Raw genomic sequence first — 18,849 nt, forward strand, 5'->3', positions numbered from 1 at the left:
CTCGCGATGGGGCCCTTACAGGCGGCCCATCACCATCAGGCAATAACAACCCCTGAGCCGGACAAGCTATCCAGCCCAACCCCGACCAACGTCACCGAATCCCCCCCAAACGTCAGCACCGTGTCGTGCCCCACCGCCGTGGCATGCGCCCGATAGTCGTCGTTCGGCGTCACACCCTGAACCCCGAGAAACACCAGTTTGTCGCTGGCCTGGTAGCCAACCACCCGGTCCTGACCAAACGCGCCGCTAAACAGGAACGTATCGATCCCGCCCCCCGACTCCATCAAGTCATTGCCCGCCCCGCCGACAAACACATCGTTGCCCTTGCCGCCGAGCAAATGGTCGTTGCCGTCCAGCCCCAACAACCAATCGCCACTGGCGTGAGCCGTGAGCGTATCGGCGCTGGCGCCACCCTTTACCGTTGACGCGTACTGAGTAAGGTTGTTGCCCGCCTTAAGGCCTTCGGCAGTGACGCTGTGGGTCACGTCATCCTTGAACACCCCCCACAGAAACCCCGGCTCCTTGGTCACAATGCTGCCGATGTCGCGGGTCATGCTGATGCCGCCATTGGCGTCGCGGATGTACAGGTTGCCGGCGCCGTCATTGGCGAAGTCGAAGTTTTTCACCGGCTGCTGCAAATCCAGCACGTTGTTGCCCTTGCCGCCCAACAGGATGTTGTAACCACCGCCGTCGCGGAAGGTGTCGTTGCCATCGCGGCCTTCCAGGTAGTCATTGCCCTTGCCACCCTGGATCAGATCGTTGCCGTCACTGCCGATGATGAACGTGCTGCCCTTATGGGTTTCAGCGTTGCGATTCAGATCCTGAACCCAAGTGTTGGCGCGCGCCGGATCCGACAGGTTAGCAACGATGATCGTCGAATCTTTACTGGTGAGGTCGTAGAACTTCGACTCGATTACCCGGTTCATGCCGTCGCCATAGGCGGTCGGTAAGTGCGAGATCCAGGTCGGGATGTTGAGGATGGAAAACGGCAGCACATTCCACGCTGTCGAAGCGTAGTGGTCGTTGAAGCTGACGATGTTATCGGTCGCCGAAACCTTGGCGGCATCGTGCACGCCAACCGATGACAGGTTGAATGATGAGCCGTCGAGGGCGCGGTACACCGGGTCGTTCTCGTAACCGACGTTCAGCACTTTGTCGGTGCTGCTTTGGGTCGGCGAGGCGTAGGCGATGTAGTTGGAATCCTGGTAGAACCCGGCCCACTTGTCGTTGCTCAAATCCGCCAGGCTATTGACCGCCAACCCACCGAGGCTATGGCCGCTGACCAGCACGTCCTTGCCCGACAGGCCATTGGCCCGGGCAAATGCTGCAACGTCGCTGAGCAGATTACCGAAGGCTTCGCCGACGTAGTTTTTCGCATAATCCTTTGGCCCCAACGCCGCCAGCAGATCATTGATCACATCGCCGATGGAGTCGCTGATCTGGCTTTCTCGTGGGCCGCTCGTGCCGCGAAAGGCGATACCGATTTCGCTGAGATGACCCTGCGCGTCGTACTTGCCGAGGATTTCCACCTGAGCGCTGGTGTACCCGGCCTTCTCGCCGAAGAACGTTCCGCGTGCGTCGACCTTGCCGTCATAGCCCAGTTGCGTGGCGGTAATCGGCGTCCAGCCGGCTTTCTGCACCGCGTCCAGTGCGGCTTTTTCCGAATCGGGGTTCCATGGGATTCCGGGAATGACGCCCTGGGAGTCGGTGCCGCCAATCAGCGCGGTCACCAGTGTGGCCGGCAAGCCAAGGCCGAAGCCGTTGTGCTGATAGCCGGTGGCAAAGCCGTTATCCAGGTTGTGATAGGAATACAGCGTGATCGCCATCGCGTCGGTAAATAACGCTTTGGAATCGGCTGTACCGAAGTTTTTGTAGTCGTACACACCCATTGGTATTGCCTCTCTCTTTGTTGGAATTGTTAGAGATAGCTCACAACCAGGACGCCCGATCACGAGGCGCCCCGGAGCATTGAAATCAGAACTGCCAGTCGAGCGTCAGACCCACACCGTGGTCTTTCTCGTTGGAGCCAAGCAGTCCGTTGTAATCCAGGCTCAAACGAACGTCCTGCGCCACCGCCAAACCGGCCCGCGCACCGATGACGGCAGCGTTACGGTCCAGGGAAACGCTCTGCACGCTGAACGCGGTGTTGCCGTTGGCGAAGGCCAGATGATCTTCGGAACGGGTGTTGCTCAGGTTGTGCTGCCAGCCCAGCGTGCCGGACAGTTCCAGCTGCTTGTCCGACAAGGCAATGGCTTTGCTCGCCCGCAGGCCGAGGGTCGAGAGCACGGCGTCGCGGTTGTCTTCGCCGCCCTTGAGCGCTGCGGCATCACCTTTCTCGGTGAAGCTGTCGCTGTTGAGGTGCACGTAAGCCAGGTTGGCGAACGGTTCCAGTGCCAGCGGTTGCAGGTCCAGGCGATACGCCGCTTCGGTAAACAGTTGTGCGGTGGTCGCATCGCGTTTGGATTTCTGTTTACCGCTGACGTCGCCGAATTGCAGGTCACGCTTCACGTCGATGCGGTGCCAGCTGTATGCGCCGCCGACGCTCAGACGCAGCGCATCGATTTCATGGCCCAGATAGGCGCCCAAGTGGTAGCTATCGACGGAGGCTGAGGAATGCGTGCCATCGCCCATGCTCAACGAACTGTCGCTATAACCGGTCACGAAACCCAGCCGCGTATCTTCAGTGATCAGACCGTCGACACCGGCCAGCAAGCCACCGATGGAGCTGTTGGAACTGGCGTTGTCATGCCCGCCATCGCTCTTGCCCCAGGCGCCGAGTACTTTGACCCAGACGTTGCTGCGGTCATCGGTCGGTGCCGCGGCGTCAAACAGATCACGTTCACGCAGACGTTCGCCGACGGCATCGCGCAGGTAACGACTGTCGTTGATCAGCAGCGTGCCGATCGCAGGGTGAATTTCACCGGACAGTTGCTGGAAGGCTTGCTGAGCGACAGCCGCGGTCGGCGAAAGCAGCAAGGTTTCATAGAGCGCATTGCCCGCGCCAAGTTGCTCGGCAGCAGCGGCTACGGCACGTTGGTTCGGGGTTTGGCCGACGCTGGCAAAAGACGCTGCGTTGCGCTCTACCGCCAGTTGGATGCCATTGGCCGAGTAGCCGAGTGTGCCTCCGATGAACAGATAATCCGGGAGCACGGCGCCGAAACGGCCTTCGATCCCGCCGGCCGCTTGCAGAATGTTGTATTGGTTGCCGAGCAAGGATTTGACTTCGCTGGTGCTCAGCAAGGTCGGGCTGTTTTCCAGGGACAGGCTGACGGTAGCGCCGTCGATAACGGCTTTACCGCCCGCCACGATCCGATCGCTGCTGGTCGGCGACAACTCTACGGCGTACGTCGAGCCAGGTTCGAAGGTGACGTCGCCTGCCACTTGCAAGGTGCCAATCGAGTTGCCTGGCGCCACGGTGCCACCGCTTTTCGCGGTCAATGCGCCGATGCGACCGTTACCACCAAGGATCCCGCTGTCGTTGACGGTGACCGCCGAAAGCAGCGAGCCGTTGATTGCCAGGCGGCCCTGATTGACCAGGGTCGGGCCGGCGTAAGTGTTGGCGCCGGTCAGCACCAGCGTGCCGATGCCCTGCTTGGTCAAACCGCCATGGCCGGAAATGTCGTTGCGCCACGTGTCGAGGCCGCAGTGCACGTCATTACACACGCGTTCGGTCGGTTTGCCCGCATCGATGATCGCGCCGATCCCCGGCAAATCCGCGACAAACTGGCTCGAACCGTAGGCACCCTGGATGCGGAACTCCTCGGGAATGTCTTGCTCGGTGACAAACATCGCCGGGCCATCGATGCCTTTGCGCAGGTTGATCATGCCCCAGCCGTACAGCGAATCGACACCTGGCGCACCGAGGTCGGTGGCCGTAGTGCGCAACACGCTGGCGACCTGGGCGCCGGTCATGTACGGGAAGCGTTCCATCAGCACAGCCATGGAACCGGCGACATGCGGCGCCGCCATCGAGGTGCCGTTGTAATTCTTGTAGCCGGTGGTCAGGTTGTCGGCGTTGGTACCACTGATGATCGAGCTGTAGATCTTGCTGCCCGGTGCGGACACGCAAAAGCTTGCGGTGTAGCCGCAACGCGATGAGAAGGTGCTGATGTTGTAGAGGTCCGGGCTGTTGAGGTCCGGGTTCTGTTGCAAGGCCGCCACTGTGACCCAGTTCGGCGCGATGTCCGGGACGAAATAGCCCAGGCCTGCGATAGCGTCCGGGTTGTTGAGGTTGTAGTCGTTGCCGGCCGCGAAGATCGTCACGATACCGCTGCGGGCCGCCGCGATGGCGCCGTCGTAGGCTCCGCCCGGTTTGGTCCCGAGCAACGGACGGATCTCGTTGAACTGCAATTGCGCGTCCTGCACGGTGAAATGCGGGTAGGCGGGATTGCGTCCGCCGAGGTCGAAGCGATCGGTGATGCCGATGCCCCAACTGTTGTTGATGATCCGCGCGCCACTGGCGATCAAGGCATCCCAACCGGCCTTGTAGACCGCGCCGTCGTTGCCGCGAATGATGCCGTCTTCCGGGCCCGGATCGCCGTTGTCCGCACTGATGATCTGCGAGCCAAACGCCACGCCATGCATCGGACCGCCATCGCGACTGCCGGCAGCGATCCCGCCAACGTGAGTGCCGTGGGCACCCAGCTCGCCGTCGGAACCGACCGAGGGCGAACCGTCGTAGCGAAAGGCGTCTCCCGCTTTGACCGGGATGTACGGGTCGGTGTATTCGCGGATGCCGCTGGTGACCAGAGTGATCACTTTGTTGGGACCGGAAAACTCCGGATGCGCGGCGTAGACCGGTTGGTCGAAGATCCCCAGCTTCACGCCTTTGCCGGTGTAACCGGCGGCGTAGGCCTCTTGTGCGTTAACCGCTCCCAGGCCCCAATCGGCATTGAATTCAGTGCTGCGCCAACTGTTGGGATCGCCCGCTCTACCGTTTTCCACGTAAGGCGCCGCTTGCGCGGTACCGAGGGTGGCCAATGCGCAAAGCAAGGCAAGGTTGTTGTGCTTGTTATTCATCCAGCTACCGTCCTTAGTTGTGTTGCCAAAATCCCTGTGCCTTGAAAAGCACCCATTTCTATTTGTGAATCACGCCCCCTTGTAGGAGCCGAGCTTGCTCGCGATGGCGGCTTAACCTTCAACATTAATGTCGACTGACGCTCCGCCATCGCGAGCAAGCTCGGCTCCTACAGGTTCTGCGTTAAAACTGCCAATTGAGGCTGAGCCCTACGCCGTGGATTTTCTCGCGGCTGGCCAGTTGGCCGGTGTAATCGAGGTTCAAGCGGATGTCCCGACTCAGGGCCAGGCTGGCATGGGCGCCCACCAGCACCGCATCACGCACCATTGGCGAACTCTCCACGGAAAACGCTGTGCTGCCGCCGGCAAACGCCAGGTGTTCTTCGGAGTCGGTATTGCTCAGATTGTGCTGCCAGCCGAGGCTGCCGCTCAGGTCCAGTTTCTGCTGGCCGGACAGGTTCACGGTTTTCAATGCGCGCACACCTAACGTGCTGAGCACCGCGTCACGCGTGTCGCCACTGCTTTTCAGTGCGGCGGCGTCACCTTTCTCGGTGAAACCTTCGGTGTCCAGGTGCACGTAAGCCAGATTCGCGAAAGGTTCAAGCGCCAGAGGTTGCAGGTTCAGGCGATACGCCGCTTCACCAAACACTTGGGTGGTGCCGGCATCGACCTTGGCTTTCTGTTTGGCGCTGACGTCGCCGTATTGCAGGTCACGTTTGACGTCGGCGCGATGCCAGCTGTAGGCACCGCCGGCACTCAGACGCCAGGCACCCGACTCGCGGCCGGCATAAGCACCCAAGTGATAGCTGTCGACCTTGGCCGATGAATGAGTACCGGAGCCCATGCTCACCGAGCTGTCGCTATAGCCGGTGACCAGACCGATCCGGGTTTGTTCATCGAGCGCCCCGTCAACACCGGCGAGCAAGCCGCCAATCGAGGTGGTGTAACCGGCGGTGTCATGGCGCTCATCAGTTTTGCCCCAAGCGCCCAGCGCCTTGATCCAGCCATTGCTTTGAGTGCCTTGGGCGTCAATCAGCCGCTCACCGACAGCATCACGCAGGTAGCGGCTGTCGTTGATCAGTACCGAGCCCAGCGCCGGATAGATTTCCCCCGACAACTGCTGAAACGCCTGTTGCGCGGATGTCGCGGTGGGCGACAGCAGCAGGCTTTCGTAAACCGGATTGCCCGCCCCAAGCCCTTCAACGGCGGAGGCTACGGCGCGCTGATTCGGCGTTTGGCCGACGCTGGCGAAGGTCGTGTCGTTACGCTCGACACTCAGTTGAATGCCAGTAGCGGCGTAATCGAGGCTGCCGCCGATGAACAGGTAGTTGGGCAGCACCGCGCCGAACTGACCTTGAATGCCGCCGGCCGCTTGCAGGATGTTGTACTGATGACCGAGCAGGCTTTGCACTTGTTGAGTGCTGAGCAAGGTCGGGCTGTTTTCCAGGGACAGGCTGACGGTCGCGCCGCTGACCGTGGCCGTGCCGCCCGCGACGATCCGGTCGCTATCGGTCGGCGATAGCTCCACCGCGTAAGTCGAGCCCGGCGCAAACGTGACGTCGCCGCTGACCTGCAAGGTGCCAATGGAATTGCCGGGCGCAACCGTAGCGCCGCGGTTGGCGATCAGTGCGCCGACGCGCCCCGATCCGCCCAGCGTGGCGCTGTCATTGACGGTCACTTGAGATGCCAACGAACCGTTGACCGACAGCAGACCGCCATTAACCGTGGTCGGCCCGCGATAAGTGCTGTTGCCGGTCAGCATCAGGCGTCCGGCACCAGACTTGATCAGGCTGCCTTCGTAGACTCGAGTGGAGGCTGCGAGATCGCGTGCCGAGCCCACCGCATAGTCGGTCTGATCCTGCTGGCTGGCACCGACCGGTACACCGTTCTCCCAACCTTTGGTCTTCAGTGTCTGTTGCCAGGCGCTGTGTTCCGTCGCGTCTTCGCTCTGACGCTGGACCAACGCCTTGTCGGTGATGTTGTTGCTCCAGACATCGCTCTGCCCTGCCCCCAGATTGGCGTCGAAACGTCCAAGTAATTGCCCCGGCCCGTGCATCGCCCGTTCGAGGCTGGCCACGCCCCAGCCGACGCGGGTATTGGGCGCCTCGGTGATCGAACCGTCGAGTTGGGTGGCGGTGGTCAGCAGGGTTTCCAGCGCCTGCTGGTTGTTCATGTACGGATAGCGTTCCATCACCAGCGCCAAGGCACCGGTGGCATGCGGCGCGGACATGGAAGTACCGGACTTGATCGCATAGCCTGCGCCGGGAATGGTGCTGTCGATCTTCGCGCCGGGGGTGGTGATGCACCAATACTTGGCGATCCCGCACTGGTTGTATTTCTGTTGGTTGCCTTGATCCAGCCCCGACACCGCCAGCCAGTGGCCTTCCAGGTCCGGCTCAAAATACGGCAAGGCTGAACGCACGCTGGCGTTGGGGTAACCGCTGTTACCGGCGCTGAACACGTTGATCACGCCGCGTCGGGAAACGTCTGCGGCCTCATCGAGCCAGGTGCCGTTGTTCCAGTGCTGGGCGTAGGCCGCATGCAGATCGTCGAGGGTCCGATAGCTGACATCCGGTGGCTGACTGCCCCAGCTGTTGTTGATCGCTCGCACACCGGCATCCGCCAACGCGTTATAGACCGCTTTGAAGTAGCGTGGATCAGGGTTGGGGCCGAACAGGAAGCTGTCGTTCTTGTTGGTGTTGCCGACGTAGACCTGCGCGTTGTAGGCCACGCCGTGCATGCCGGTGCCGTCGCGGGAAGCGCCGATGGTGCCGGCGACGTGCGTGCCGTGGGAGTCGTTGTTGGCGTTGAGTGTGCCGTCGACATTGAACCGGGAGCCGTCAACGTAACTGCCGCTGGCGGTCACCCCGTGGTAACGGTCGGTGGCGAATTCGGGATGGGCAGCATCGAAGCCTGAATCGAGTTCGCCGATTTTCACGCCTTTGCCAGTGATGCCGGCGGCGTAGGCTTGATCGGCTTGCATGCGGGCAAGTCCCCAGTCGCGCTGGAACTCCGCCGAGCGCCAACTGGCGGCATCGCCGGGTGTGCCGGTTTCCAGGTAAGCGGCTTGCACCGAAACGGGCATTGCTGACACCAGGAGTAATAGCGTGCCGACCGATATCGGCTTGATCTTTACGTCCGTGTTCATGACTTCTCGCTTTTTTTTTTGTTTTTTGTAGGAGCTGTCGAGTGAAACGAGGCTGCGATCTTTTAACGTTCTTGAAAGCGTTGAAGATCAAAAGATCGCAGCCTCGTTTCACTCGACAGCTCCTACAGGGGGGGCATCTATTGGGTTCTTGGGCCTTGGCCGAACGCCTCGTCAACCTTGGCCAAATCCTGCTCATTCAACGTCCCGGCGTAGTAGTGCAACTTGGTCCAGGCCATCAAGTAGTCGTAGCGTGCCTGTGCCAAATCCCGGCGGGTGGTAAATAGTTGTTGTTCGGCGTTCAGCGCATCGAGGTTGACGCGCTCACCGCCCAAGATGCTTTGCTTGGTCGAAACCACCAGCGCTTCGGCAGACTTCAGGGCTTTCTGATAAGCGCGCAGTTTGTTCACACCGGACAAGCAGGCGCTGAACTGCCGACGCAGCTCGATCAGGGTTTCCCGGGTCTTGCCGTCCAGTTCGTATTCGGCCTGCTCCATGGTGCGGCTGGCCTGACGGGTCGATGCGGAAACCCCGCCGCCGGCATACAGCGGTACGTTGACTTCGATGCCGATGGTGTTGGTGTCGTAACGCTGGTTGTAGGTGTTGCCGCTTTCCGACTCGTTCTGGCGCACCGAGGCGTAGGCACTGACTTTGGGCAGGTGTCCGGCGCGGTTGCGTTCGACTTCATAACGCGCGACTTCCACGGCATGGCGCTGCGAAGCCAGGTTCGGGTTGTTGGCCACGGCCATCTCGTGCCAGGTATCGAAGTTGGCCGGCTGCAGGGTGAACGTCTGGAAACTCTGATCCAGCGGCGCCAAATCCCCGATGTTGATCGCCGGCACACCAATCAGCGCGCCCAGCTCTCGTAACGACGCGTCCTGCTCATCACGGGCTTCGATTTCCTCGGCCGTGGCCAGTTCATAGCGGGACTCGGCCTCAAGGATGTCGGTGCGCGTGCCCTCGCCCTGACGGAACATCTGTTCGTTCTGCTGGAACTGTTGCTCGAAAGCCTTTTTCTTAGCCTGCGCGATGTCGATCTGATCCTGAGCGAACAGCGCCTGGGTGTAATTCTCCAGCACCCGAACGAGCAATTCCTGGCTCTTGCCGCGAAAGGCTTCGTCGGCAAACAGCGATTGCGCCACGCCTTTGCGGTACGACGCGTAAGCCTCGTAGTCGAGCAGCGGTTGTTGCAGGGTCAGGGTCGAGCCGTAACTGCTGTAGTTGCGGTCATCGGTGCGGTTCTGCCCGCGCTCATTGAGGGCGGTGGCCTTGGAAGAGTTGCGCCCCTTGTTGTAGTTGTAACCGATCCTGGGCAACAGCCCGGCGCGGCCAATGACGCGGTTTTCGAGGCCGGCATCGCGTTCCTTGATGGCGCCGAGGAACACCGGATCATTGCGCAATGCTTGTTCGTAGATGTCGAACGGTCCCATCGCCAGCACACTGTTGCAAGTCAGCAACGCCAGGGTCGCTGCGAGCATGGAAAGCTTATTCATACAGCGGAACATCCTTATTCCTCAGTCAACGCGGAACCTGCCCGGTCGAGCAGCGGTTTGAACAAATAGTTGAGGAGTGAACGCTCACCGGTGCGCACGAACATTTCCGCCGGCATGCCAGGCTTGATCACCAGACCGTTGAGTTTTTCCATGGCCTGATCGCTGACGCTGCTGCGCAGCACGTAATACGGCGCACCGGTTTTCTCGTCGATCATCTGGTCGGCGGAGATCAGGCTGACTTCACCGGGCACGCGAGGCGTGCGGCTCTGGTTGAACGCCGTGAACAAGATGTCCACCGGCAAGTGCGTGCCGACCTTGTCGACCAGGTTGACCGGCAGGTGCCCTTCCACCTCAAGACTCGTCCCCTGAGGCACGATCTCCAGCAGGGTTTCGCCCTGACGCACCACCGCGCCCACGGTGTGAACCCCGAGGTTGACCGCAATGCCGTCGGCGGTGGCGATGATCTCGCTGTGTTGCAGATCGAACCCGGCGGAGGTCAGTTGCTCTTCCAGCGTCACGCTTTTCAATTGCGCATCGGCCAGTTGGGTGCGGACTTCTTTCTGGTATTCCTCGATGTGCTGTTGCAGTTTCAGCCGCGATTCGAGGATGCCCTGCTCCACACGGCCGCTGTCGCCGGTGTTTTCTGCCAGTTGTTGCTGAACCTGCGACAGCTGACGCTGGTACTCCATCAACCGATTGCGCGGGATGTAGCCGTTATCCGCCAGAGGCTGAAGGTTGCTCAGCTGTTGTTGCAGAGAGCTGGCCTGGGCAGTCAAGTCCGTGCGGGCGCGGCGCATGCCGGCCAGTTGCGCGCTGGCGCCTTCGATGCTGGCGCGCAAGGCAGCCTGCTCGCGGGAAAACGCTTCACGGCGGCTGCTGAACAACTGCCGTTGACCTTCCAGCACCAAGGCCAGACGCGGATCAGGATTGTTGCTCAGTTCGGCGGGGAAACTCACTTGCTTGAGGTTGTCCCGTTCACTCTGCCACCGCGCCAGACTGGCCCAGGCCATGCGGTATTGCGCTTGCAGCGATTGCACGTCCGCGGCGATTTGCGTCTGGTCGAGCTGGAACAATGGCTGGCCCTGCTTCACCACTTGCCCCTCACGCACCAAAATCTGGCTGACCACGCCACTGCTCATCGATTGCACGGCTTTGCGTTTGCCCGACACCACGACCGTGCCTTGCACGGGAATGCCTTGGTCGAGAGGCGCGAGACTGGCCCAGGTGAAGAAACTGCCGGCGCCGACGATCGCCAGAATCCAGCCCATGCGGACGAAGAAACGCGCGTCGCGCTCAGGGCGCTCTGCGATGTAGTCGTGTTCCATGGTGGCTTCGCTGATGTTGCTCATACGCCCGAATTCCTTGTCGAGGGCTGATACTGCCGGCTCATACTGAGCCCGCCCGGTGCTTGCGCGGTTTTCTCCCGCTGCTGCTCCTGATTGGCTGCGAGTGCCTTGAGCACGTCCTGGCTCGCACCGAAGGCTTGCAAGCGCCCTTCGTTGAGCACCAGCAATTTGTCGGCCTGGGCCAGTGCCGAGGAGCGATGGGTCACCAGAATCACGCTGGTGCCTTGGGCTTTCATTTGCGCAATGGCGCTGGCCAATGCGGCTTCGCCCACGGTGTCGAGGTTGGAATTGGGTTCATCCAGCACCACCAGGCGCGGGTTGCCGTATAACGCGCGGGCCAGTGCCACACGCTGCTTCTGCCCCCCGGACAAGCCGCTGCCGTCCTCGCCGAGTACGGTGTCGTAGCCTTGCGGCATGCGCAGAATCAGTTCGTGAACGCCGGCCTGTTGCGCGGCTTCAACGACTTTTTGCGGGTCCGCCTCGCTGAACCGGGCGATGTTTTCGGCGATGCTGCCGCTGAACAGCTCGATGTCCTGTGGCAGATAGCCGATGTAGGGGCCAAGATCGTCGCGGTTCCAGCGATGAATGTCCGCGCCGTCGAGCCGCACCGTACCGCCCAGCGTCGGCCAGACGCCAACGAGCACCCGGGCCAATGTCGATTTGCCGGAACCGGATGCCCCGAGTACGCCCAGCACTTCCCCGGCACCGAGGCTGAAATTGACCAAATGCAGCGTGGCGGCCCGTTGCCCCGGCGGCGCGGCGCTGACCTGTTCGAAGCTGATCTGGCCTTTCGGCGCCGGCAGCGCCATGGCTTCGTCACTCGGTGGAAAGGCTTGCAGCAACGAATCAAGACGACGGTAAGCGAGCTTGGCGCCGCTCCACTGCTTCCACACGGCGATCAACTGATCGATGGGGCTCAGGACGCGGCCCATCAGAATGGAGCCGGCGATCATCATCCCGGCCGTCATATCACCCTTGATCACCAGCAATGCACCAAGGCCCAGCACCAGCGATTGCAGGCACAGGCGCAGGGTTTTACTCAGAGAGCTGATGACGGCACCGGTGTCGCTGGCCTGGTTCTGCAAGCCGAGGAAACGTGAATGGACCTGGAACCAACGTGTACGCAACGCCCCGAGCATGCCCATGGCCTGAATGGTTTCGGCGTTGTGCAGGTGACTGGTGGCCAGTTGGCTGGATTTCTGGGAAAACCCTGCGGCTTCGCCCAAGGGCTTTTTGGTCATTGTTTCGTTGAGGCAAGCAAGGCCGATCAACAGCACCGTGCCCACCGTCGCAAACACGCCGAGCCAGACATTGAACAGGTAGATCACGAACAGATAGACCGGAAACCACGGTGCATCGAAGAAGGCAAACAGCGCAGGACCGGTGACGAATTGGCGAATTTGCGTCAGGTCCCCCAAGGCTTGCCCGGCGTTGCCCTCGCCCCGAAACAGGTTGCGCTCGAATGCGGCCTGATAGACCCGAAGGTTGAAGCGGCGCTCCAGTTGGCTGCCGATGCGGATGACGATGAAGCTGCGCACGATCTCAAGCAGACCGATGAAGGCAAAGAACCCGACCACCATCAACGACAGCATCGCCAGGGTGGTTTCATTTTGCGAGGACAATACGCGGTCATAGACCTGGAGCATGTAAATCGACGGGACCAGCATCAGCACGTTAATTAACGCGGTAAAACAACCGACGCTGATCAGGATGCTCTTGTAGTCGCCCAGCGCTTTGAATAATGGTGCGGTGGCCGGGCTATTTGCCATCTTCATGGGTTATTCCTGAGGTGTTATTCCTCGCCCTGGCTGGCGAAGTTTCCATTAACTGTCCGCGCAGGGGCGGATATAGGCTTTGCGGAAGCGCTTACAAACTAATAACAACTTTTCGTGGGCGACAGAGCGTTTCCACTAGTTGTGTTGTGCTTATGTCGGCAATGACGAGCGTTATATTCGAATCGTGTTATTGCACCTGGCGCACAAGTGTTATGACCAGATCGGACTTCAATGTGGCTTTATACGATCCGTCGCGTTGGCGGCTGAGAAATAGAACCTTCGAACCTTCTTTGCCGGTGATCGCCAGGCCATCCGGCTCAGGGAACCAACCAATCGCAGATTCACCGCCCAGCCAGGCGCTGAGACAATCGGCGCCCTCACCCAGCGTCTGTTTCGGTTGAAAGTCGATGACGCAGACGTTGGACGGTTTGTCCTGCAACGCCTGGGATTCTGGCGAGTCATCTTTGGCGATCAGGGTCGCCTGCCATTTGCCGGCCAGTTCCGAGGGGTCTGCTAATTTCAGGCTGCTCGCCATGGCTACATCTCCAAAAAACATCATGAACGTCGCCAATAGCCACGCGGTTGTTCTGTAGGTGAAGCTGTTATGGATCATAAGGCGCTTTACTCATTTCAAGGGGCAGAGAGCAGCGCGTCTGCGCCGCCCTCCTTGTCACCTCACATTACGCAGCGATGTCGGAGTAAGCCGCCTGGCCCACGGTGCTGACCAGGAAATCAGCCACGCCATGCCCGGAGAAGTCCACCGACAACAGGCTGTTGCCACCCGAAGAGGTCAACACCGCATCGCCTGCCGCACCGGTGAACGAGTTCACGAAATGCAGGCCTGCGCCGTTGGTGATACCAGTCAGGTCAATCTTGTCCAGGCCGCTGACAAAATCGAGGATCTGGTCGACAGCACCGGGTTTGGAATCGCTGCTGGCCGCGAACACGAAGGTATCCGAACCGGCGCCACCCCACAGTTTGTCCGCACCGCCCGCGCCGAAGAGGATGTCGTTGCCGGCACCGCCCTTCAGTTCGTTGGACACGCTGTTGCCGATCAGCAGGTCGCTGCCCGAACCACCGATAGCGTTCTCGACAGTGACGCCCTTGGCGATGGACACGTTACCCACCAGGCCGCCAACGTCGGAGAACGAGGCCTCATTGAGGTTGATCTTCTGGTTTTGGGTAAAACCGGAGAAGTCCAGGGTGTCCTTGCCGCCCGCATCCCATACCGAAAACACAACCTTGTCCGACGACGAAGTCGCGCTCAGGAAGTCGCGCCCGGCGTTGGAGTTGAAGCCGTAAGTGGTGTCGCCGGTTCGGGTAGTGGTGTTGGCGCCGTAGAGCTTTTGTATGGCTGCGATATCGTCCATCAGCGGACCGGACGAATAGGCTTCGACGCCGGCCTTGCTGAAGTCCTGGCTGGTATTGCTTTCACTCCAGTAGCTCATGACGCTGTAACCGCGGGTGTCTTGCCCGTAGGAAGCGTCGTTGTAGGTCGGAGCGCCCTCGCCGGCGTTGTAGTCGCCAGGGTGGGCCAGGCCCAGGGAGTGACCGATTTCGTGGGTCAGGGTTTGCCGGCCGTAATTGTTCAGGTCCGGTGTCTTGTTTACGTTATAGCCACTGCCCGTCAGATACCACGAAGTACCGTCATAACCAGCGCCGGTGCCCGGCAGATAAGCGAATGCCGCTGCGCCATCCTGGCCACCGCTGTAGTTGCCGAAGGTCATATGAGCGTCGCCGCCCGTGGCCTTGTCGGTGAACGTGACATTGGCCACATCGGCCCAGGATTGCATGGCAAGCACGGCCTGGCCTTTCTGCTGAGCGCTGAACTGGCTGAACCCGGTGATCCCGTGTTTGTTCATGGTGCTCGACGACGCCGAGGTCAGGAACGTGTAGGTGAGTTCGATTTTGCCGCTGCCGTCCTTGTCCTGGTAGGCAGCGCCATCGCGCAGCAATTGGGTAGCTGCCTGGTCGACGGAAAAGGAGGGTTTGCCATTGACCATGAGGTTACCGCCCCGATCATACTGATGGCTGAAGCTATTGATCTGGTTGAACGCAGAACTGGATGCAGCCAATGCTTGCAGTGGCTGGAACGCCTGTACGGCGGTATCAATAGCGTTGTCTTTTACTTTCGACATAAACACACTTCCTTGTTTAGCTATGGAACAGTTTTTTGTCAGACAGCGACAATCTCTGGCGAGATCGTCCTATCACTCGCCCAATGAAGGCGAAAGAAAACTGACACAATTTGAAATCAACCGTCTACATTTTTTTTGACGTCAAATTGAGTTGTTCCTGCAAGTACCCGGAAACAATGCCTGTGCTGTCGAAATATTGTTTGTTAGATGGCCGTTTGCGCAAGTTGTCTGACGATTGGCTATTTAATTATTAAATATCCGTAAGTTGGTTTTTGTCGATGGGGTCTCACTTTGAGTGAGTTATTAATATGAGTGCCAGCGTATTGATATCAGTTGGAGATTTGTTGGGTTTTAGATTTTTACGACTGCTGCGCAGCCGAACGCAGCCTTCGGCAGCTGCTACAAGGATTGCGGTGTACGCGAAACCTGTAGCAGCTGGCGCAGCCTGCGTTCGGCTGCGAAGCAGCCGCCAAACCATCACAACCAACACGCATCCCAAAGTGGGTAGTCATGAACGCGTGTCACTAGTCCCGCTCGAACCGGGTTGGCCACGACATAGCGAGCAAGCTCCTTCACGTCCTCCTCCCGCCGAACCGCACGATCGTGGTAACCCTTCTGCCACAACCGCCCTCGCCGGCCCAAAGCTTGATTAACCGCCAAACCGCTCCGGGATTTGATACGGCACATCAGCTGCACCAGCGTCTTGTCATGCAGCTGCACCAGGCAATGCATATGATCCGGCATCACAACCCACGTCAGAAAGTCGCCCCAACCCTCCTCCTGCGCCTGACGCAACTCCTGAACGACCAGCCTCCCCAGTCGCCAATCAACAAAAAACGGCTGCCGTTGGTCAACGACAGCCGTTATCAAATAAATACGTCCTGGCTCAGAGAAGCGACCAATACGCAGATGACCAGCATTCAAGCAGACAGGCATTCCATTGCCTCCTAACCATTGAAAAGAGGCCAGGAATCTACCTCAACTCCCGGTACGAATCTTGTTCCACACACGCGTCCGAACCCGATCGATGTTCAGCGGCATCGCCTCCAGCGCAAACAATTTCCCCATCATGTCCGGGCTCGGGTAGACCTTAGTGTCATTTTTGATCGCCGGGTCGATCAGGCTGTCGGCCTGTTCGTTACCGTTGGCGTAGTGCACGTAGTTGCTGATGCTGGCCATGACGTCCGGGCGCAGCAGGTAGTTCATGAAGGCGTAGCCGGCCTTTTCATCCGGGGCGTCTACCGGCATGGCGACCATGTCGAACCAGATGGCGGCGCCTTCCTTGGGAATCGCATAGCCGATGTCGACGCCGTTCTTGGCTTCTTTCGCGCGGTTTTCGGCTTGCAGAATGTCACCGGAGAAGCCGACGGCCACACAGATGTCGCCGTTGGCCAGGTCGCTGGTGTACTTGGACGAGTGGAAATAGCTGACATACGGGCGCACTTTCATCAGCAGCGCTTCAGCCTTTTTGTAGTCTTCCGGGTTCTTGCTGTGATGCGGCAGACCCAGGTAGTTCAGTGCCGCTGGCAACAGTTCGGGGCCGTTGTCGAGGATGGCCACGCCGCACTTCTGCAACTTTTGCATGTTTTCGGGTTTGAAGATCAGGTCCCAGGAGTCCACTGGCGCGTTATCACCCAACACGGCCTTGACCTTGGCGATGTTGTAACCGATGCCGGTGCTGCCCCAGAGGTACGGGAAGCCGTGTTCGTTGCCCGGATCGTTGGTTTGCAAGGCCTTGAGCAGCGCCGGGTTGAGGTTTTTCCAATTCGGCAGTTGGCTCTTGTCGAGTTTCTTCAGCGCCACGCCTTGAATCTGCCGCGCCATGAAGTGGTTGGACGGGAAGACCACATCGTAACCGGATTTGCCGGTCATCAATTTGCCGTCGAGGGTTTCATTGCTGTCGAAGACGTCGTAGCTGAACGCGATGCCGGTTTCTTTCTGGAAGTTTTTGGTGGTGTCCGGGGCGATGTATTCCGACCAGTTGTAGATCTTGACGGTCTCGGCCGCGTGGCCGAGGGACGCGAAGAGCGCAAGTGGAGCCAGAGTCAGTGTCTTTCGGATCATGAGTCGATTCCTGTTTGGTTTTTTTATTGGAGAGCTGGCAGGCAATCAGAGGATCAAAAAATCAGAACGTAGGTCTTGCGCACGGTTTCCTGGATATCCCAGATACCGAGGCTGTTGGCTGGCAACATCAGTGCATCGCCGGCTTCTATGTGCAGGGTTTCACCGTCATCCGGGGTAAACGTGCAGCGCCCCTGGATGAAGTGACAGAACTCCTGGGCAACGATCTGCCGCCGCCAGCGGCCGGGCGTGCATTCCCAGACGCCAGTTTCGACGCCATCGTCGCGTTCAACGCTGGTGGTCGAGGCCACTGCCACGGGCATGCCCAGTGGTACGGCGACCGGATTCGACTCTTCCAGCTTCAGGGTTGCGGTGTTCTTGAATTGCGTGATGCTCATGGGAGTACCTGTCGATTGAGCCTGTAGATGAAGAGCGCGCCGTTTACTGCATGAAACCTTCCATGAAGCCGGCAATACCAGTGGCCAGTTTGCGACGCCAGGGTGCGGTGGCCGGGTTGGCCAGGGTCTGGTCTTCGTGGGCGAAGCTGCGGATGATCGCGTTGTATCCAAGCCAGCGGCAGGGCTCCGGTTCCCAGGCCCTGAGTGCCTCGAGCCCGCCATGAATGACCCACGGCTGGCGAACCAGCTCGGTGTCGCGCTGCAGAATCAGGTCGGCCAGGGTCCGGCCGCCCAGGTTGCTGGCACCGACACCCTCCCCGCCATAGCCACCCGACAAGGCGATGCCACTGGCCTGATCGCACAGCATGTGCGGCTTGAAACGCCGGGACATCCCCAGGTTGCCGCCCCAGGCATGGGTAATCCGCACGTTCTTGAGCTGCGGGAAGAGTTCGCCAAACAGATAACGCCGCAGCTCCACTTCGCTGTTGGTCAAGTCGAAGTCATGGCGCAACTTGGCAGCAAACTGATAACCGCCCCGCGCGCCAAACACCAACCGGTTATCAGCCGTGCGCTGACCGTAAGTGACCTGGCGACTGTTTTCGCTGAAGGCCTGGCCGCGACTCAGGCCGATTTCATCCCACGTGGCAGCGGATAGCGGCTCGGTGGCCACGATCAAGCTTTGCACCGGCAGCTGATAACGCCCCAACGGGGGCAAGGTGACCGAGTAACCTTCGACCGCCGGCACGATCCAACGGCTGCGGACTGAGGCTTTCGCCGTGCGCAGGCCACCCGATTGCCATTGAGTGACCGGGCTGTTCTCGTAAATCCTGACGCCCATTTTCTCCACCGTCCGAGCCAGACCTCGCACCAACTTTGCCGGGTGAATGGTCGCGACGTGCGGTGCATAGATACCGCCATAAGGTTTGGCGACTCTGATCTGTTGCGCCAACTGCTCGGGGCTGAGCCAGCGGTAATCGCTTTCGGTCAATCCCTGGCGATAGAGCGTGTCGAGATAGTGCCGAAGACTGGCTTCCTGTTCCGGATAGCGGGCAGCGCAATACAGCGCCCCGCCTTTGCGGTAATCGCAGTCGATGTCTTCACGTTCAAGGACAATCCCGACTTCATCCGGAATACCGTGCAGCAAATCGAAAGAAGCTCGGCGCTGTTCGGGCGGCAAGTCGGCGAGCAAGCGGTCTTCGCCCAGCACATTGCCCATCAGCCAACCGCCGTTACGCCCCGAGGCGCCAAAACCGGCGGTTTGCGCTTCAAGGATGGCGATGCTCAGGTCAGGCGCCTGGCGCTTGAGGTAGTAAGCGGTCCAAAGCCCGGTGTACCCCGCGCCAATGATGGCGACGTCGACATCCAGGTCCTGTTCCAGCGAGGGACGCGCCAATAATGGCTCGTCGAGTTGATCCATCCACAAACTGATAGTGCGCCACGCCGGCATGCAAGACTCCGCCACTCAAACTTCGATAGC

General features: G+C 59.9%; 12 protein-coding genes. All 12 read right to left on the minus strand.

Annotation, left to right across the window (positions count from 1 at the left end; translation table 11 throughout):
• Positions 1-35 precede the first annotated feature (35 nt).
• Entirely contained in the window at positions 36-1,889 is a 1,854-nt protein-coding gene (locus ACA079_RS16695; RefSeq protein WP_497700119.1) for a polyurethane esterase, read from the minus strand.
• 85 nt (positions 1,890-1,974) lie between these two features.
• Positions 1,975-5,019, minus strand: coding sequence for an autotransporter domain-containing protein (locus ACA079_RS16700; protein ID WP_497700120.1), 3,045 nt, complete (start codon positions 5,017-5,019; stop codon positions 1,975-1,977).
• Between the two features lie 181 nt (positions 5,020-5,200).
• Positions 5,201-8,164 (minus strand): autotransporter serine peptidase EprS, encoded by a 2,964-nt coding sequence (eprS, locus tag ACA079_RS16705; protein ID WP_497700121.1) that lies wholly within the window; start codon positions 8,162-8,164, stop codon positions 5,201-5,203.
• 137 nt (positions 8,165-8,301) lie between these two features.
• On the minus strand, positions 8,302-9,666 hold the full coding sequence (locus ACA079_RS16710) for a TolC family outer membrane protein (RefSeq protein WP_497700122.1): 1,365 nt from the start codon (positions 9,664-9,666) through the stop codon (positions 8,302-8,304).
• A 2-nt stretch (positions 9,667-9,668) separates the two neighbouring features.
• The gene (locus tag ACA079_RS16715) at positions 9,669-11,003 is read right to left on the minus strand and encodes an HlyD family type I secretion periplasmic adaptor subunit (protein ID WP_497700123.1); all 1,335 of its coding nucleotides are present in this window, start codon (positions 11,001-11,003) and stop codon (positions 9,669-9,671) included.
• A complete protein-coding gene (locus ACA079_RS16720; protein WP_497700124.1) occupies positions 11,000-12,775 on the minus strand; it encodes a type I secretion system permease/ATPase in 1,776 nt (591 codons plus the stop codon). The genes ACA079_RS16715 and ACA079_RS16720 overlap by 4 nt, the downstream gene beginning before the upstream one ends.
• A 187-nt stretch (positions 12,776-12,962) precedes the next feature.
• The gene (locus ACA079_RS16725) at positions 12,963-13,388 is read right to left on the minus strand and encodes an AprI/Inh family metalloprotease inhibitor (protein WP_497700125.1); all 426 of its coding nucleotides are present in this window, start codon (positions 13,386-13,388) and stop codon (positions 12,963-12,965) included.
• A gap of 67 nt (positions 13,389-13,455) precedes the next feature.
• Positions 13,456-14,913, minus strand: a complete 1,458-nt coding sequence (locus tag ACA079_RS16730) for a serralysin family metalloprotease (protein ID WP_497700126.1) — start codon at positions 14,911-14,913, stop codon at positions 13,456-13,458.
• A gap of 477 nt (positions 14,914-15,390) precedes the next feature.
• Entirely contained in the window at positions 15,391-15,849 is a 459-nt protein-coding gene (locus ACA079_RS16735; protein ID WP_497700127.1) for an REP-associated tyrosine transposase, read from the minus strand.
• Positions 15,850-15,891: 42 nt separating this feature from the next.
• Positions 15,892-16,977 carry a polyamine ABC transporter substrate-binding protein gene (locus tag ACA079_RS16740; protein ID WP_497700128.1) on the minus strand — a complete coding sequence of 362 codons (1,086 nt, stop codon included), beginning with the start codon at positions 16,975-16,977 and terminating at the stop codon, positions 15,892-15,894.
• 53 nt (positions 16,978-17,030) lie between these two features.
• Positions 17,031-17,372 (minus strand): cupin domain-containing protein, encoded by a 342-nt coding sequence (locus ACA079_RS16745; RefSeq protein ID WP_056743722.1) that lies wholly within the window; start codon positions 17,370-17,372, stop codon positions 17,031-17,033.
• Positions 17,373-17,415: 43 nt separating this feature from the next.
• Positions 17,416-18,819, minus strand: a complete 1,404-nt coding sequence (locus tag ACA079_RS16750; RefSeq protein WP_497700129.1) for an NAD(P)/FAD-dependent oxidoreductase — start codon at positions 18,817-18,819, stop codon at positions 17,416-17,418.
• Between the last annotated feature and the right edge of the window lie 30 nt (positions 18,820-18,849).

Source organism: Pseudomonas sp. LBUM1645 (assembly GCF_059716185.1).

What these genes read in the sequence shown, in the direction of transcription:
- ACA079_RS16720 (WP_497700124.1), bottom strand. Translation starts at nt 12,775, where the DNA reads ATGAAGATGGCAAATAGCCCGGCCACCGCACCATTATTCAAAGCGCTG.
- ACA079_RS16715 (WP_497700123.1), bottom strand. Translation starts at nt 11,003, where the DNA reads ATGAGCAACATCAGCGAAGCCACCATGGAACACGACTACATCGCAGAG.
- ACA079_RS16730 (WP_497700126.1), bottom strand. Translation starts at nt 14,913, where the DNA reads ATGTCGAAAGTAAAAGACAACGCTATTGATACCGCCGTACAGGCGTTC.
- ACA079_RS16725 (WP_497700125.1), bottom strand. Translation starts at nt 13,388, where the DNA reads ATGATCCATAACAGCTTCACCTACAGAACAACCGCGTGGCTATTGGCG.
- ACA079_RS16750 (WP_497700129.1), bottom strand. Translation starts at nt 18,819, where the DNA reads ATGCCGGCGTGGCGCACTATCAGTTTGTGGATGGATCAACTCGACGAG.
- ACA079_RS16700 (WP_497700120.1), bottom strand. Translation starts at nt 5,019, where the DNA reads ATGAATAACAAGCACAACAACCTTGCCTTGCTTTGCGCATTGGCCACC.
- eprS (WP_497700121.1), bottom strand. Translation starts at nt 8,164, where the DNA reads ATGAACACGGACGTAAAGATCAAGCCGATATCGGTCGGCACGCTATTA.
- ACA079_RS16745 (WP_056743722.1), bottom strand. Translation starts at nt 17,372, where the DNA reads ATGAGCATCACGCAATTCAAGAACACCGCAACCCTGAAGCTGGAAGAG.
- ACA079_RS16695 (WP_497700119.1), bottom strand. Translation starts at nt 1,889, where the DNA reads ATGGGTGTGTACGACTACAAAAACTTCGGTACAGCCGATTCCAAAGCG.
- ACA079_RS16735 (WP_497700127.1), bottom strand. Translation starts at nt 15,849, where the DNA reads ATGCCTGTCTGCTTGAATGCTGGTCATCTGCGTATTGGTCGCTTCTCT.
- ACA079_RS16710 (WP_497700122.1), bottom strand. Translation starts at nt 9,666, where the DNA reads ATGTTCCGCTGTATGAATAAGCTTTCCATGCTCGCAGCGACCCTGGCG.
- ACA079_RS16740 (WP_497700128.1), bottom strand. Translation starts at nt 16,977, where the DNA reads ATGATCCGAAAGACACTGACTCTGGCTCCACTTGCGCTCTTCGCGTCC.